Origin of the sequence: Chelativorans multitrophicus, from assembly GCF_011317445.1 — a bacterium.
In the GTDB taxonomy this organism is placed as follows: Bacteria; Pseudomonadota; Alphaproteobacteria; order Rhizobiales; family Rhizobiaceae; genus Chelativorans; species Chelativorans multitrophicus.
In genome coordinates this window covers 665,763-679,162 of the sequence record NZ_JAAAPL010000001.1, presented here as the reverse complement: position 1 = coordinate 679,162, position 13,400 = coordinate 665,763, and the positions used below count along the sequence as shown (strand labels likewise).

The 13,400-nt window shown below is 60.9% G+C and carries 17 protein-coding genes and 1 tRNA gene; 10 read left to right on the top strand and 8 right to left on the bottom strand.

The window, feature by feature from the left end:
* Positions 1-27: 27 nt before the first annotated feature.
* Positions 28-396 (bottom strand): cytoplasmic protein, encoded by a 369-nt coding sequence (locus GNP00_RS03430; RefSeq protein ID WP_246259211.1) that lies wholly within the window; start codon positions 394-396, stop codon positions 28-30.
* Between the two features lie 203 nt (positions 397-599).
* Here GNP00_RS03430 and GNP00_RS03425 point away from each other — a divergent pair, with 203 nt between their 5' ends.
* Positions 600-1,025 carry a helix-turn-helix domain-containing protein gene (locus tag GNP00_RS03425; protein ID WP_011580216.1) on the top strand — a complete coding sequence of 142 codons (426 nt, stop codon included), beginning with the start codon at positions 600-602 and terminating at the stop codon, positions 1,023-1,025.
* Entirely contained in the window at positions 1,022-1,840 is an 819-nt protein-coding gene (locus GNP00_RS03420; protein WP_011580217.1) for a DUF6456 domain-containing protein, read from the top strand. Before GNP00_RS03425 ends, GNP00_RS03420 begins: the two co-directional genes overlap by 4 nt.
* 16 nt (positions 1,841-1,856) lie before the next feature.
* Here GNP00_RS03420 and GNP00_RS03415 read toward each other — a convergent pair whose 3' ends face one another.
* Together GNP00_RS03415 and GNP00_RS03410 are read right to left on the bottom strand one after the other, a co-directional pair.
* The gene (locus tag GNP00_RS03415) at positions 1,857-2,282 is read right to left on the bottom strand and encodes a SufE family protein (RefSeq protein WP_041545142.1); all 426 of its coding nucleotides are present in this window, start codon (positions 2,280-2,282) and stop codon (positions 1,857-1,859) included.
* 53 nt (positions 2,283-2,335) lie between these two features.
* Entirely contained in the window at positions 2,336-2,671 is a 336-nt protein-coding gene (locus tag GNP00_RS03410) for a DUF5330 domain-containing protein (RefSeq protein ID WP_011580219.1), read from the bottom strand.
* Between the two features lie 539 nt (positions 2,672-3,210).
* Between GNP00_RS03410 and GNP00_RS03405 the strand changes: the two genes are divergently transcribed.
* The 3 genes from GNP00_RS03405 to GNP00_RS03395 are packed head-to-tail and all read left to right on the top strand — an operon-like array spanning position 3,211 to position 6,014.
* Positions 3,211-4,857 (top strand): sensor histidine kinase, encoded by a 1,647-nt coding sequence (locus tag GNP00_RS03405; RefSeq protein WP_011580220.1) that lies wholly within the window; start codon positions 3,211-3,213, stop codon positions 4,855-4,857.
* Positions 4,832-5,629 carry a peptidoglycan-binding domain-containing protein gene (locus tag GNP00_RS03400; RefSeq protein ID WP_041545144.1) on the top strand — a complete coding sequence of 266 codons (798 nt, stop codon included), beginning with the start codon at positions 4,832-4,834 and terminating at the stop codon, positions 5,627-5,629. The genes GNP00_RS03405 and GNP00_RS03400 overlap by 26 nt, the downstream gene beginning before the upstream one ends.
* Positions 5,630-5,669: 40 nt before the next feature.
* Entirely contained in the window at positions 5,670-6,014 is a 345-nt protein-coding gene (locus tag GNP00_RS03395; RefSeq protein WP_011580222.1) for a DUF1491 family protein, read from the top strand.
* Here GNP00_RS03395 and GNP00_RS03390 read toward each other — a convergent pair.
* From GNP00_RS03390 to GNP00_RS03375, 4 genes are all read right to left on the bottom strand, one after another.
* Positions 6,004-6,885: a DUF2336 domain-containing protein gene (locus tag GNP00_RS03390; RefSeq protein ID WP_166015722.1), complete on the bottom strand. Its 882-nt coding sequence runs from the start codon at positions 6,883-6,885 to the stop codon at positions 6,004-6,006. The two genes, GNP00_RS03395 and GNP00_RS03390, sit on opposite strands and share 11 nt — an antisense overlap.
* A gap of 456 nt (positions 6,886-7,341) precedes the next feature.
* Positions 7,342-7,893, bottom strand: a complete 552-nt coding sequence (locus GNP00_RS03385; protein ID WP_011580224.1) for a DUF1254 domain-containing protein — start codon at positions 7,891-7,893, stop codon at positions 7,342-7,344.
* A complete protein-coding gene (locus tag GNP00_RS03380) occupies positions 7,886-8,470 on the bottom strand; it encodes a DUF1214 domain-containing protein (protein WP_011580225.1) in 585 nt (194 codons plus the stop codon). Before GNP00_RS03380 ends, GNP00_RS03385 begins: the two co-directional genes overlap by 8 nt.
* A 90-nt stretch (positions 8,471-8,560) precedes the next feature.
* Entirely contained in the window at positions 8,561-10,705 is a 2,145-nt protein-coding gene (locus GNP00_RS03375; protein ID WP_011580226.1) for a transglycosylase domain-containing protein, read from the bottom strand.
* A 425-nt stretch (positions 10,706-11,130) separates the two neighbouring features.
* Here GNP00_RS03375 and GNP00_RS03370 point away from each other — a divergent pair, with 425 nt between their 5' ends.
* Positions 11,131-11,340, top strand: coding sequence for a type II toxin-antitoxin system RelE/ParE family toxin (locus tag GNP00_RS03370; RefSeq protein ID WP_343034304.1), 210 nt, complete (start codon positions 11,131-11,133; stop codon positions 11,338-11,340).
* Between the two features lie 89 nt (positions 11,341-11,429).
* The gene (locus GNP00_RS03365; RefSeq protein ID WP_041545147.1) at positions 11,430-11,735 is read left to right on the top strand and encodes a HigA family addiction module antitoxin; all 306 of its coding nucleotides are present in this window, start codon (positions 11,430-11,432) and stop codon (positions 11,733-11,735) included.
* Between the two features lie 285 nt (positions 11,736-12,020).
* On the opposite strand, the gene GNP00_RS03360 is transcribed toward GNP00_RS03365, so the two are convergent.
* Positions 12,021-12,094 (bottom strand) — tRNA-Asp (locus GNP00_RS03360).
* 231 nt (positions 12,095-12,325) lie between these two features.
* Here GNP00_RS03360 and GNP00_RS03355 point away from each other — a divergent pair.
* From GNP00_RS03355 to GNP00_RS03345, 3 genes are read left to right on the top strand one after another with little or no spacing between them, the layout of a single operon-like run.
* A complete protein-coding gene (locus tag GNP00_RS03355; protein ID WP_157038024.1) occupies positions 12,326-12,496 on the top strand; it encodes a hypothetical protein in 171 nt (56 codons plus the stop codon).
* A gap of 46 nt (positions 12,497-12,542) precedes the next feature.
* Entirely contained in the window at positions 12,543-12,920 is a 378-nt protein-coding gene (locus tag GNP00_RS03350; protein WP_157038025.1) for a hypothetical protein, read from the top strand.
* Positions 12,889-13,395, top strand: a complete 507-nt coding sequence (locus tag GNP00_RS03345; protein ID WP_011580230.1) for an ImmA/IrrE family metallo-endopeptidase — start codon at positions 12,889-12,891, stop codon at positions 13,393-13,395. The genes GNP00_RS03350 and GNP00_RS03345 overlap by 32 nt, the downstream gene beginning before the upstream one ends.
* The last annotated feature ends 5 nt before the right edge of the window (positions 13,396-13,400 follow it).

The following is a 13,400-nucleotide window of genomic DNA, read 5'->3' as shown; positions in this document are numbered from 1 at the left end:
GCTATGCTTATGAGACAAGCGGCGCCTTCAGGCGCCGCTTTTATTTTGCGGTTTCGCGGTAATATGGCCTTCTCTCCTCCGCAGCGCTCCTGAAGGAGCCGGACTCCGCCGCTCTTCTCGACGCGGTTTCAGCGAGTCGTAGGCCTCCTTCAACGCAATATGCCGGTTAAGATCATAGCTCCAGTGCCGCCTGATTCCCTTTAGCCGCTCCCGCTCCAAGAGACGGCCAAGGCGAATGAGCAGGGCTGTTCTCTCCTCACCTTTGGTTTCAAGCGCGCTCGACAGATCAATCCCCGAGATCAGAAAGAAGGCAGCGCTTTGTCTGGCTTCTGCAATCCGTTTTGCCTTGTCCTCCTGAAAAGCTTTAGCCTCGCTCCGCGAAATGCCCATGCCCATCTCCATTTTCGGGAGCTCGAGTTTGATCCCGTGGTCAGGGGGTGGGGATAGATTCCACTGAAGAATTCAGCTCCAATATGAAAAAACGGTTTTAGATCAGCCTGTTGGGCCATCTCGCCTACATTTCATGTTCTTCTTTTGTTCACATTCATCTGTGGCCGGGATATAAGGAAAATATTCCTCCAAAAGAAGGATGTTTTTTCGTGCAGTCCATCGCGGCAAGTCAGTTGCAGGAAAAGCAAGACAAGGATGCAGGGGTTGCGGCTCGGCAGGACGCCCTTGGGCGCAAGCTGAGCCCGATATGTGACGAGAGGGTAAATGATATTTGCGAGTGCGTGATGGATATCGTTGCAGCGCTCTTCAATGTCAGCGGGAAGGAGATAAGGAGCTCCGGGCGGAGCTCTACGCAGGTGGCGCGTGTGCGGCAGATCGGGATGTATGTGGCCCATGTGGTCCTGGGTTTGAGCATGAAGGAGATTGGCCGCGGGTTCGGCCGCGACCGCACTACGGTGCAGCATGCCTGCCATTTGATCGAGGACATGCGCGACGATGTGGAATTCGATCAGATCGTGCTGGTCATCGAGCGGGTAACTGCCGCTGCTTTCCGGCATACGGAGGTGCTGGGATGAAGCGGCCGACGACCAAAAAAAGCCTGCCGGAAAAGGAGAGGCGGCGCGTCCTGCGCTTTCTGGCCGGCGGAGAGGCGCAGATACGATCCGCGGCCAAAGAAGGCATGCTGCTGCTGGACGCAGGTGAGCGCGGAATGATCGCCGCCAGCCCGCCCGTCCTTTCCAACCTTGTCACAGAGAGGCTCGTGGTCCGAGCGGACGCGCGGCTTTCCCTTTCCGCCGAGGGACGAGCGGCATTGCGGCGCGACGCGCATCCGGACGCGCCATTTCGCGCTCAGCATATGGAGCTTGAAACGGAGATTGCCGTCGTGGGCAATGGCGAGCAGATCATCTGCAAAAATCTGGCAGAATCCCCGCTCGCCCAGCTTGCCCGCCGCCGGACGCGCGGCGGTGAGCCATTCCTGGCCCCGAGCGAGTTTCGGGCAGGCGAAAGGCTGCGGGCCGACTACACGAGGGGGCAAATCATGCCCAAGATCAGCGCCAACTGGAGCCAAGCGGTCGCAGATGCGAGGCGCGGGAGCAACGAGAACGGGATTGCTGAACTGACGGATGCGGCGCTCGCCGCCCGGCAAAGGGTTGAAAACGCGTTGACGGCGGTGGGGCCGGAACTGGCCGGTGTGCTGGTCGATATCTGCTGTTTCCTGAAGGGACTTGAGCAGGTGGAAATGGAACGCGGCTGGCCGGTACGCTCCGCCAAGGTTGTGCTGAAGGCCGCTCTTGCGGCGCTCAGCCGTCACTACGAACCACCATGCCCTAGACGCGGCTCGAAGGTGCTTCACTGGGGTGCGGAAGGGTATCGCCCGGTGCTGCGGTAGACCTGACGGCGGCCGATCAGGCCACGCTCATAGCCGCGGCCGCCTCCTCCTTCATCCGACGGACCATGGCGCGCAGACCGTTGGCGCGCTGTGGCGTGAGATGCTCATCGAGGCCAAGTTCACGCATCGTGTGCTCGGCATCGATCGCGACGATCTCGCTCGCCCGCTTGCCGCTGAAGAGCGCCAGCATGATCGCCACCAGCCCCCGCACGATATGCGCATCCGAATCACCCATGAAGGTAATGACCGGGTCAGGGCCGCCTTCGATATCTGTCAGGAGCCAGACCTGGCTCACGCAGCCACGCACCTTGTGCCGGTCGTCGCGCGCGGCATCCGGATAATCGGGAAGGTCATTGCCCAGCTCGATGATATAGCGATACCGCTCCTCCCAATCGTCCAGGAAGGCGAAATCCTCGCGGATCGTATCGATGCTCGTGCTCATGGCCCGCATATAGTGGCTCAGCGGGCATGCGTCACGGGAAAAGTCCTGATTTGCTACTGAACGGGCTCCGGAGCCTCACCAGATACCGGTTCGCGAGGCTCGGGATGGGGCGTTTGCGTTTCGGGCTTGGCTTCACCGCTCAAGGACTGGGCCATCCGCACGCTTTCCTTCGCGCGTGCGATGATCGTGGCAATCGCGGCCTTTGCGGTTGCGCATACATCCGGCTGCCGCTCGCATAGGGATGCGATGTCCGCCAACGCGTCACGCGCGGCGAAGATCGTCTGGAGCGGGCTCACCGGCTCCTCGCCCGTGGTTTCGCCGCTTACATCGATCGGCAGCGCCAGGAACAGAAGAGAAAGCCCTGCCACGGAGCGAATAAGCAGTCCCATTTTATAGGTCCTCGAAGTCGCGGTTTCCCCGTCTCGACTTGTAAAATTAGCCTCAAACTGGCGGCAAATGCCTAAGGAAAGCTGAAATAGCGGGATTTGAGGCAAGTTTGACGTGAAGGGCCTGGCTCCGGCAGCCGGCAGCCAATTGTTCGAAGCGCTGGAAAGAATCGGGGGGCAACTTTTCGAACGAAGAACTTGGCTGTCCTTCTCTCTTGGAACGCTCCGCTCCCGGAGACCCTTTGTTAACCATGACCGCATTCCAGAGCTTGGAAAACCTTACCTGTGCGGCCGGGGCGGGCTCCCCGACAGTTTTGTTTATCCTTTCCTTAAATCGTGAATGAGAGGGTCGACCAAAGAACGAGAGCCCCAACGAGCGGACAAGAACAGAGCGCGTCGAGTTGAATACGAGAGCGTCCTTCAGAGCAGACTGGTCCCTTGGATTGAAGGCCGCTTGCGAGCGCCTGCTGCACCCCTCTGTCGAAACCGGAGAGGAGCGGGCGCGGCAAGCGCGCCTCCTCGGGATATTGCTTGCAGCGCCCATGCTTGCAGCGCTCGCGACGGCCGAAATCGCTGCCCGGCAGATGGGCTTGACCAGCGCCCTTTCGGCGGCCGCCCTGGTGTTCGGTGTGGGTCTGTTGCCACCGCTTGTGCTCATCACCACCGCAAAGAGAAGAATTGCCGAGGCTTTGGCGCTATCGCTTGGGGCGGTCACGCTCGGTGCTCTGATCGCCAGGAGCGGGGGCGCGATTTCGCCGCTGGTCGTCATGAGCGCCGGTTTCGTCGTCGAGGCGGCCTGGCTCGGCAGAACGCGGCGGGCAATTGTGTTCGGCTCATCGGCGGCCGCCGTTGCGATCGGCCTCGGTGTTGCGTTGACTGCCTTGAGCGGGACGGATTTGCCCTCTGCCTGGCAATGGCTGGTGCCGCTCGTCTATGCGGCCACTCTCCTTGTGCGCTGGCCTTTTACCGGACCAGCCGAAGGGCAGGTCTCGAGCGAAACGCCGGGCCTGGCGCTGGAGGAGATGATCGGTGCGGCAGTCCTGCGCCTGCAGGTCTCCGGCGATGTCGTCCATGCATCGCCGAAGCTGGAGGAAGTTTTGGGCGTAGCCCCGGAAATGCTTCTGGGAACCGGCTTCTTCGACCGTATCCACGTGACCGATCGTGTCGCCTGGCTTTCGACGCTCGGCGACCTCCGCGAGGGCGCCGGCCCCCGAACGCTTCGTCTTCGCCTCCGTGTCCCGGCCGCGCCCGGGCTTCCGATCCAAGCGGCCTATCGCAGCTTCATATTCGATGTCGCTGCCCTGCAGGATGCGGCCGGCGTGGTCGCCCTGTTGCGCGAAGACGTCAGCACCGCCGCGGCAGAGGAGGCGCTTGCCGAGGCGAGACATGTTGCGGAAGCGGCCTGCCGCTCCAGGGACGAGATGCTTGCCTCCGTCAGCCATGAACTGCGCACGCCGCTCAACGCGATCGTCGGCTTTGCGGACCTGCTGGCGAACGAGATGTTCGGCAAATTCGCCAATGACAAGCAGCGCGAATATGTGGAGGTGATCCGGGAGGCAGGCACTCATCTGCTCTCGGTGGTGAACGCGATCCTCGATGTTTCCAAGGTGCAATCTGGCGCCTATGGGGTGGAGGCCAAACCGTTCCATTTCGAGGACGCGGTGCGCCTTTGCATGGCCATGACGACGCATCAGGCGCAGGCGAAGTCGGTGGAACTGAAAGCTGATATTGCCGGGGATATCGGCACCGTGCGTTGCGACAAGAACGCCGTGCAGCAGGTCCTCATCAATCTCTTGTCCAATGCCGTGAAGTTTACACCCTCCGGCGAGGTGAAGGTCACGGCGCATCGCAGCGGCGACCGTCTGGAGTTTACCGTCAGCGATACCGGTATCGGAATCTCCGCCGAGGATCTGGAACTGGTCGGCACCCCTTTCATGCAGGTGCGCAATGATTATACGCGCAAATGCGAAGGCACGGGGCTCGGCCTTGCGCTGGTGAAGGGCCTGGTCAGGCTGCAAGGCGGCGGCCTGAGCATCGAAAGCGCTCCAGGCCGGGGCACGCGGGTTCACGTTTCCTTGCCCGCCGGCCCGGCCGACGCTTGTCGGGAAGTGGAGGATTCGAGCTTCGCTGCGAGCGGGGCGAATTATAATCGCGAGTGGTATGATGACGCGTTACGCAAAACGGCCTAGGTCGCGGGCTGGCGCGAGGGGAAAGCGCACCGGCTGGCTGCGGGCCGGTATCTCCGGTGCTGCCGCCGCGGCCGGGCGCAATCCGGTGGCCGTCGGCGGCACGACGGCATTCCTCGTTTCTCTGGCCTTCGTTTCGGCCAACGCGCTCTTTTATCAGCCTCAGGTGCATCCGAGCGCCTTTCTGTCGACGCGGATATTGGGTCCGCGCGCGCTGCCGGACCTGACCCAGCATCCGCATCCCCAGTCGGCACCAAGAGAAATCCGCCAGATCGAGCCTGCCGGATCTGCGGTGGAGACTTCGCCGGATTCGACCGGTTCCGTGCCGCCGCCGGCTGGCGGCGACGGGACGGTGCGGTCGGTTCAGACGGTGCTGAATGATCTCGGGCTTTATGCCGGTCCGATCGACGGCATGACCGGACCGCAGACGAATGCGGCCGTGGAGACCTATCGCAGGATCGTCGGGCTGGAGCCGGGCAGCCAGATCGACGGCGCTCTGCTCCATCAGCTTGGCCTGCGCGATGACGGCCAGGCGGCGCAGGAGGCATCCACAGCGCCGCAGACCGCCTCCGCCGAGCCGGGAGACTCAAACATTTCCAAGGTCCAGGCGGGCCTGAAGGCATTCGGCAATGACGGCATCGAGATCGACGGTATGATGGGCGAGCGGACGCGCGAGGCCATTCGCGAGTTCCAGTCGCTCTTCGGCTTGCCTGTCACAGGGGAGCCCGATGCACCTCTGGTGGCCAAGATGCGGGAGATCGGCCTGATCAACTGAGGCGGGCGCATCCGTCGACACCAGCCCTACAGGAGCGCCAATGCGGGTCACCAGCGAATTTTGGGTTTCCCTCCTGATCAGGCGGGTTTTTTCCGACGGCGGGTTTGCCGCCGTAAGACGCAAGGGCTCCACCGAGGCGGGCGCCATTTTCATCCTGCAGCGCACGCGCCTGGGGGAATTAGAGCTCTACGGCCCGGCCGCGCAGACAAGCTATGACGAGGCCAAGCCCACCGACCGGCAGTTCACCCTTCTGACGACCACAGCGGACGAGGCGGAAATCGAAAGCCGGCTGGCGCGCGAAATCCGCTTCGATTCCGATCTATGGGTTGTCGAAATCGAAACAGCCAGAGAGCGCTCGGACTACTTTACGCTGGTCAGCGACTGAGAGCGGAAAGGTGAGACGAACCTTTCTCGATGTCCTGTTCCTGCCAATCTAGAACCTTTTCACGCGCTGCCTCCGGCGTGAGCGCTTCATATCGTACGCAGAAAAGCCGGATGGCGGGAGGGCCCGTGACCTGCGCGGGATAGGCGGCGAGCACGAGCAGCAGCGCCTGCTCGGTGGAAAGTTCCAGTGCCTTCAACGCCGGGAGCAGGTCGGAATAGGTAACGCCGCTGACAAGCGTCCGCGCGCGCGCAATTCGCAGCTCAAGAGCTGCCGCGAGTTGTTCCGCCAAGCGCCGCATCTCTCCGCAAAGGACGGCCTCGCGCAATGCCGGATAGACCTCCGTCGCCGCATGGGGCGAAGGGGAGGGCCGTGGCTCTTCCTCCGGGATGCGCGCTTCATCCATCAGGCCAAGAAGCTGGTTGCGCACTGCTTCCATGGCGCTCTCCTGATCATGCATTTCCAGCGCCGCTGTTGTTTCCGGCTCGACGCGGCTGAGCAGGGCTCGGATGAGAGCGGCCACGGTCGGGTGGAGGCCTTCGCGCCGGGCGATCGCGCGGGCATGGGGAATGCCCCTGCGAGCAATGAGGCCGATGAGATCGATATCGCGCAGTGCTTTCGAGCGGATGAGAATCGGAGCCGCTATATCCGCCGATTCATCCGCCAGGCGGGCAACGAGGTGGCGCGGAGCGGGATCGCAATCGGACAAGGCAGCGGCGGCGAAGCGGCGCGCTTCGCTGGGGACTGAATCGTAGAGGCCCAGCGCGAGATCATCGAGCCGCGCGGCGTCCTCCCGCGTCGGATGCAAAAGGGAAGAGAAGGCCGAAACCGCCGCACGGAACACCCGCTCGCCATGACGCGGTCCCCGTTCCAAAGCGATATCCCTAAAATCGGCGACTGACACGCAGTTATACGCCCTGCACTTAGAAAAGACACGGGGGGAGATAGCCCGCGCCCCCGGTGCGCCGGAAAATCCCCCAAGACCGCAAGCTAACCCGAATGCGTTAGCGAGCCATTAACCGCAAAATTAAGGATTATCTTCACCAAAGGTGAGAAGACGGTAAGGGACTGTTAACCATAACCCGCGTTTTATGGCGCTGGGTGCATTCGCAGATCGTTCCGGCGGAAAGCAAGGAAGCGAGCATGGCGATCATACTGCCCTTAAGGCAACAGCCGGCAAAGCGGACGCAACAACCGCCGCCCACTGGCGGCGCGGAGATCCTCATCTTTACCGGAGTTCGATACGAACGGATCGAAGGAGCGCAGTTGAGGGCGGCGGCCTCTTCCCGGCACGCGCCCAAACGGGGCCGCGGCAAGCGGTAGCCACGCTCTAATCAAGCGCGACGGGGCGGCACGACAGCTCCCTGACAAAGGCAGCGGCCACGCCCTGCCAGGTTTCATCCGGCGCGAAAACCCGCACCAGGGCGATGCCTTCCTCCGCATCTGTTTCAATGAAGACCGATCGCCCAAGCTCGCTGGGGATGCCGCTTCTGATGACCTGCATCTGGGCGGTGGTGAGTATGACGAAATCGAGCACGCGGTCGGTGGCGGTGCGGTCGCTGATGCTGAAGATATTAAGCCCGTCCTCGTTGTAGATGGACACGGACCAGAACGGGACAGTTTGCGGCGACTGCACATGGACCGGCCCATCGGCCAGATCAAATCGGCAGGCCGCAGGGAGGAGAAACGGATTACGAGGCGCTGGAGCGTTGTCGCGAAGGGCCTCCGGCCCAAGGTTCACAACCGCATAGGGAGCGGCAACGGCCGACAGCCTCGACCAGATATCCCGCTCCGAATAGGACGGCAGCATGAAAAGAATTGCAATGTGGACCATGCCGGCGCCCACGAGGCCGAGAAGGATCACGTAAAATAGCCTAAGCATCGCAATTGACCCGGTTGATTTCAGGCAGCGCGAGCTCCGTAATCTCGAACCCCGCGGAAACGGGTGTATCGAGGAGTGTAAGGACCAGCTGCATTGCCTGTTGCCCGGTAACAGGAAGCCAGTTTTCCGGGTGCGGGTGAGGGGAGACGCTGATGACGAGAGCGTTGCCGGGCCGGTGCAGGATCACCTCCGAATTGAGCGCAGCCGGCCTGCGCCCCAGCGGAGGAAGGGGAACGCCAAGCATATCGGACGCGTGAAGAGTCCAGAACCGCGTGGAGGGCATGGAACCTTCAACGCGGTAAGTGCAGGTGCGGCTGAGCGCCTGGCCGGCGGAATCCTGCGTGGCCGTGAAAACGACCCCTTCCGCCCGGCCGAAGGGAATGCCGCCTTCTCGCGCGAAACGGGCCCGCGAATACGGATCGGCAAGCGTTGTTCCAAGATCGGGAAAGGCAATCCAGGGGCCCGCCTCGACGGGGCCGATCGGCGGCGCGGATTTGATGACAAAATAGAGACTGCCGGCGCCCCCGCCAATCGCGATCGAGAGCGTAAGCAGGGTTAGCAGGACAGTTCTTAGCATCGAAACCCATATCGGAAATGAATTTATCGAATACGCAGAGGACCGAGGCGGCGCAACTCGTAACAGTAAAAACCGAGCTGGGTTTTACAATCAAAGAGCCGACAGGTTTTCGGAGACGCGGCGAGGCTTGACGGGGGGCGCCTGGCGGAAGAGCCCGAGCAGATCGTTCAGCACGGTGCGGGTGGCAAGCGGCAGGCTATGCGCCGGCCGGCGCGGACCGGCCTCCACACCCTCGGTTTTGGCAGCCGCCACGGCCTCGTCGCTCTTGGCGGGCAGCGGATTTTCGATGCCCGGAATAGGTTTCAACTCGAGGTTCTGGTGGGCATAGGCCATGAAGCGTTGCCAGACCATGGCCGGCAGCGTGCCGCCGGTCATATTGTCGGTTGGCCTGTAATCGTCATTGCCGAGCCAGACGGCGGCGACATAATTTCCGGTGTAACCGACATACCAGGCATCGCGATAGGACTGGGTCGTGCCGGTTTTCCCCGCGGAGCGGATATTGGGAAGGGCCGCGCGCCGGGCCGTGCCGCGCTCCGGCACCTCAACCAGCATGCTGTTCATGTTCGAAACGGCCGTTTCGGAAAGGACGCGGCGTGGCGGCGGCGCATCGCGCCGCCAATCGTAAACGAGTTCGCCGGTGTGAGTATGCAGTTCCAGGATGCCGTGACGTGTGCCGGCAAAGCCGCCATTGGCGAAAACGCTGTATCCGGTCACCTGATCCAGCACCGTCAGATCGGACGTGCCCAGCACCATGGTCTTATGGCCGTTGAGCGGCGTTTCCACGCCCATATCTTTCACCAGCTTCTGGATGACATCGATGCCCAGATGGTCGCGCGCCAGGCGGACGGGGACCGTGTTGTAGGACCTTGCGAGCGCTGTCGCGAGGTCGACGCGGCCGGCATAGCTGCGCCCGTAATTCTGCGGCGACCAGTTGCCCCAGGATATGGGCGCGTCGGAAACAACGGTCTTCGGCGTCAAACCCGCTTCCATGGCGGCCGCGTAGACATAGGGCTTGAAGGAGGAACCTGGCTGGCGCGCGGCGCGCGTTGCGCGGTTGAACTGGCTCTGGCCGTAGTCCCGCCCGCCGACCAGCGCGCGTACCGCGCCGTCCGTATCCATGAGGATAGCGGCGCCTTCCTCCACGTCGTAATCCTTGCCGTATTGGCGCAGATGAAATTCGATCGATTCCTCGACCGCATGCTGCAGGTCAAGGTCCATGGTCGTGCGCGCCACCAGCGAATGGGTTGCGCCCTCCGGCACGATCTTCTTCACCTCCTCGAACGCCCAATCCAGGAAATAGTCGGGCGCCTCGCGGTCGCCGCGGTCCACCGCAGTCGCCGGATTGAGCCGGGCCGAAAGCACCTGCCCCTCCGTCATGAAGCGGGACTGGACGAGATTGCTGAGCACCTCATTGGCGCGGGCGCGCGCGGCGGGAAGATTGATATGCGGCGCATAGCGCGCGGGAGCCTTGAAGAGGCCGGCGATCATGGCCGCCTCGGGCAATGTGAGGTCCTTGACCTGCTTGCCGAAATAGAAATCGGCCGCGGCGGAGATGCCGAAAGTGCCGCCGCCGAGATAAGCGCGGTCGAGATAAAGCTGCAGGATCTCTTTTTTCGTCAGATTGGCTTCCAGCCAGACGGCGAGAAATGCTTCCTTGATCTTGCGCTCCACCGTGCGCTCATTGGTGAGGAACAGGTTTTTCGCAAGCTGCTGCGTGATGGTGGAGCCGCCCTGCACCACGGAATTGGCGCGCATGTTCTCAGAAAGCGCGCGGAACAGGCCGACGAAATCAATCCCGAAATGCTCGAAGAAGCGCCGGTCTTCCGTGGCCAGGACAGCCTTGACCACATGGTCGGGCATCTCGTCGACCGGCACGGAATCGCGCTGGCGGATGCCGCGCTGGCCGATCTCCTGCCCGTAGCGGTCAAGAAAGGTGACGGCATAATCGTCCTGCGCGCGCCAGTCGCCCGCTGTCTCCTGGAAGGCGGGTATGGCAAGACCCAGCATAACCACCGAGCCCGCGGCCAGCATGGTGACCCCTTCGCTGAAGAATTCGATGACGGCGCGCCTTAAGCCGTAGAAGCGGAAGCGGCGGAAGAAGACGGTGAGGTCTTCCCAGAACTCGGCGGCTTTGAAACGCAGCTCATAGAGGGTGGAATCGATCCACGCATCTATGTCGAGGAAGATCGTGGCCCTCGGTGTATTTCCCTTCTTCGGCGTACGCTTCTCTACCATGACCGAACAGCCCGGCGTCCTTCCTGCTCTCGCTGCACCGCGAAACAACGCGGCTTTAGGTACGCGCGAGCCTACCCCAGCTAAGCTTAACACATTTGGTAGGCAGAAGGTTGATCCCTGTTAAGGGAAAAGCTTATGAAATTTGCGGTGTGGGAAAATGATCCTGACGTGCGGCGCTCAGGATGAGCGGTGTAGAGGGGGCTGAAGACCGTGGGTACAGGCCGAAGATGAGCGTCGGCGTATCGGCGGATAGGTGAAGGCCATACGCCAAGAAGACTCCTCTTTCTGCGAAAAAAGAAGTAGGTTGCCGCCACGACGCGGGAGGGGGCATCCACAGTTGAACGGCGATCGTTGGTATCGGTTCGTGATACGATCCGTATTGCGGAACGTATCGAAGCCTGATACGTTAGATGAAGAGAAGACGCATGATCCGTAGCTTTGCTGACGCGGCCACGGAAAGCGTGTTCAACGGGGTCTGCCCAGCCGGATTCCCGACGAACATAGTTAAAGTCGCAAGGCGCAAGTTGCGGATGATCGAAGCAGCTAGAGAGATAAGAGACCTCAAAGCGCCGCCAGGAAACAAGCTGCATGAGCTGGACAAGGATCGTAAGGGGCAATGGGCTTTGGATAAATAGCCAGTATCGAGTGTGTTTTGTTTGGAGTGACGGTGACGCCTATCAGGTTGAGATCACCGACTATCACAGGTGAGTAAGGAAGAACCATGATGTCTAAGCGGCTTTCCCCTATGCACCCCGGAGAGGTGCTTCGCGAGGAATTTATGGTGCCATATGGCCTTACGGCATACGCACTCGCAAAAGCGTGCCGAGTTCCGAGGACCAGGATTGAACGTATCGTCCGTGAGGAAACCGGCATCACGGTGGACACGGCCCTCAGGCTAGCCCGCATCTTCGGCACAACGCCGGAGTTTTGGCTCAACCTCCAAAACCGCTACGAAATGGAGACAACTGAGCCGGTGATCCGGGCTGAGTTGGAGTCCATCAACCTTGCCGAGTCACGTCTCGCGGCCTGAGCAGCATTAGGTATCATCCGTTTCGGGCGGCGGCTTTTGTCGTCGCCCTTTCTATTCGCACTCCCTCCTTTGTCGGGCTTAGGCGGCGTCTTTAATGTCTGCTTCACGTTGAATTTCTTCTCGTCGGACTTTCGTTGTTAGGAAAAAAGTCCTAATTATATACATGACAAAGTAAGGTCGATTCGAGTATTGTGCTTGGTGCGTGACAGGCCGGAATGTGTGGAACTTTTAAGATGGAGCGCATTTGCCCCATTGGCAAAAAGGCGAAAACGCCTATTGTAGAGATGGTGGAGCCGTCGGGAATCGAACCCGAAAGTCAGGATGACAAGCCGCGACCAAGGTACCAACCTTACGGCCCCACCGATACGACGGAGATCGACGGCATCTCCGAAGGCACCCGTAGCGGGTAGCGCCAGCTAGCGGGCCAAGATGGCGACCGGGAGATTTCTGCGGATGCACCCGCAAAATCCCGGTCCCGTCGCGCCAAGCCTATCAACTAAAAGGCGACTCGCTTTCGGGCGTCAAGCAGTCGTTCCCGATTGCTTCCAGAAACGCTGCATATTGTGTGTCACTAATGTGGATATCGGGGAATGGCCGAAGATAAAGAGCGCCCCCAGAGCGATGAGAAGCGTTTCAACGAGACGCTAAAGCGGATGCTCAAGACGCCACCGAAGCCGCACGAGAAGGCGGCGAAGGATAAACCCCGCAGCAACCGCGCCAAACAGGACTCCAAAAGCAACCCGTCCGCTTCGCGTAGTTGAATAGTAACCTTTCCAGCGTCATAACCGATAGATGGGGGTAATCGGGATGGGCGCAGAGGAAGCTGCAAGAGACGTGATCGAATATGCGTCACAAATAGGACGCCTCGATTTTCTATCGTCCGTGCTAGCTGTGTTGGCGCTGATTCTCGCGTTAGCTGCGTTCCCGCTCTTTTTCTTTGTGCAGCATCGGGCAAAAACGATAGCAGAGAAAGAGGCCAAGGAAGCGCTTAAGGACGCCGCTCGGAGAGTCGAAGATTTGGCGATCTCCAAAATGGAGACGCTGCTACCTACATTAATTGGCGAATACATGGAGCTTGTGAAGAACTCTGTTAGCTCGGAGCAGGCCAACGAGATCGCAGAAGTGACGGCGAAGGAGGTTGTCAGTGACGACGATGATAAGCGCCGTAAAGAGGGCGCAGAGTAGCTATCCGGTAGATCTGGAGGGCCTTTGCCGTGAACTCGGCATCCGCGTTCATTCTGCATGGTTGGCTGATGACGTTTCCGGTGAATTGGTCCCCGTGAGTGAGGGCCGTTACCAGATCAATGTGAACGCCACCCATGGTGAGCGCCGCCGTAGGTTTACGATAGCACATGAGTTGGGGCATTTCTTCCATCACCGCCACCTGATTGGCACCGGGATTGACGATGATCGGGCTTATCGCAGCACGAGCGCGGGGCGCTACCACAACACGAGTATAGGCCCGCGCGAGGAGACGGAAGCAAACCGCTTCGCGGCCAACCTGCTAATGCCCTACGATCTGATCAGTCGCCTGAGGGCGGAAGGGAAAACCACGCCGAAAGCTATGGCGGATGCCCTTCAAGTCTCTCTACCTGCCATGCGAATAAGGCTGGGCCTTGAGCCTTATCCGACAGCGGCTGAGGAATTTGGCCCCGGCTAGAGCTT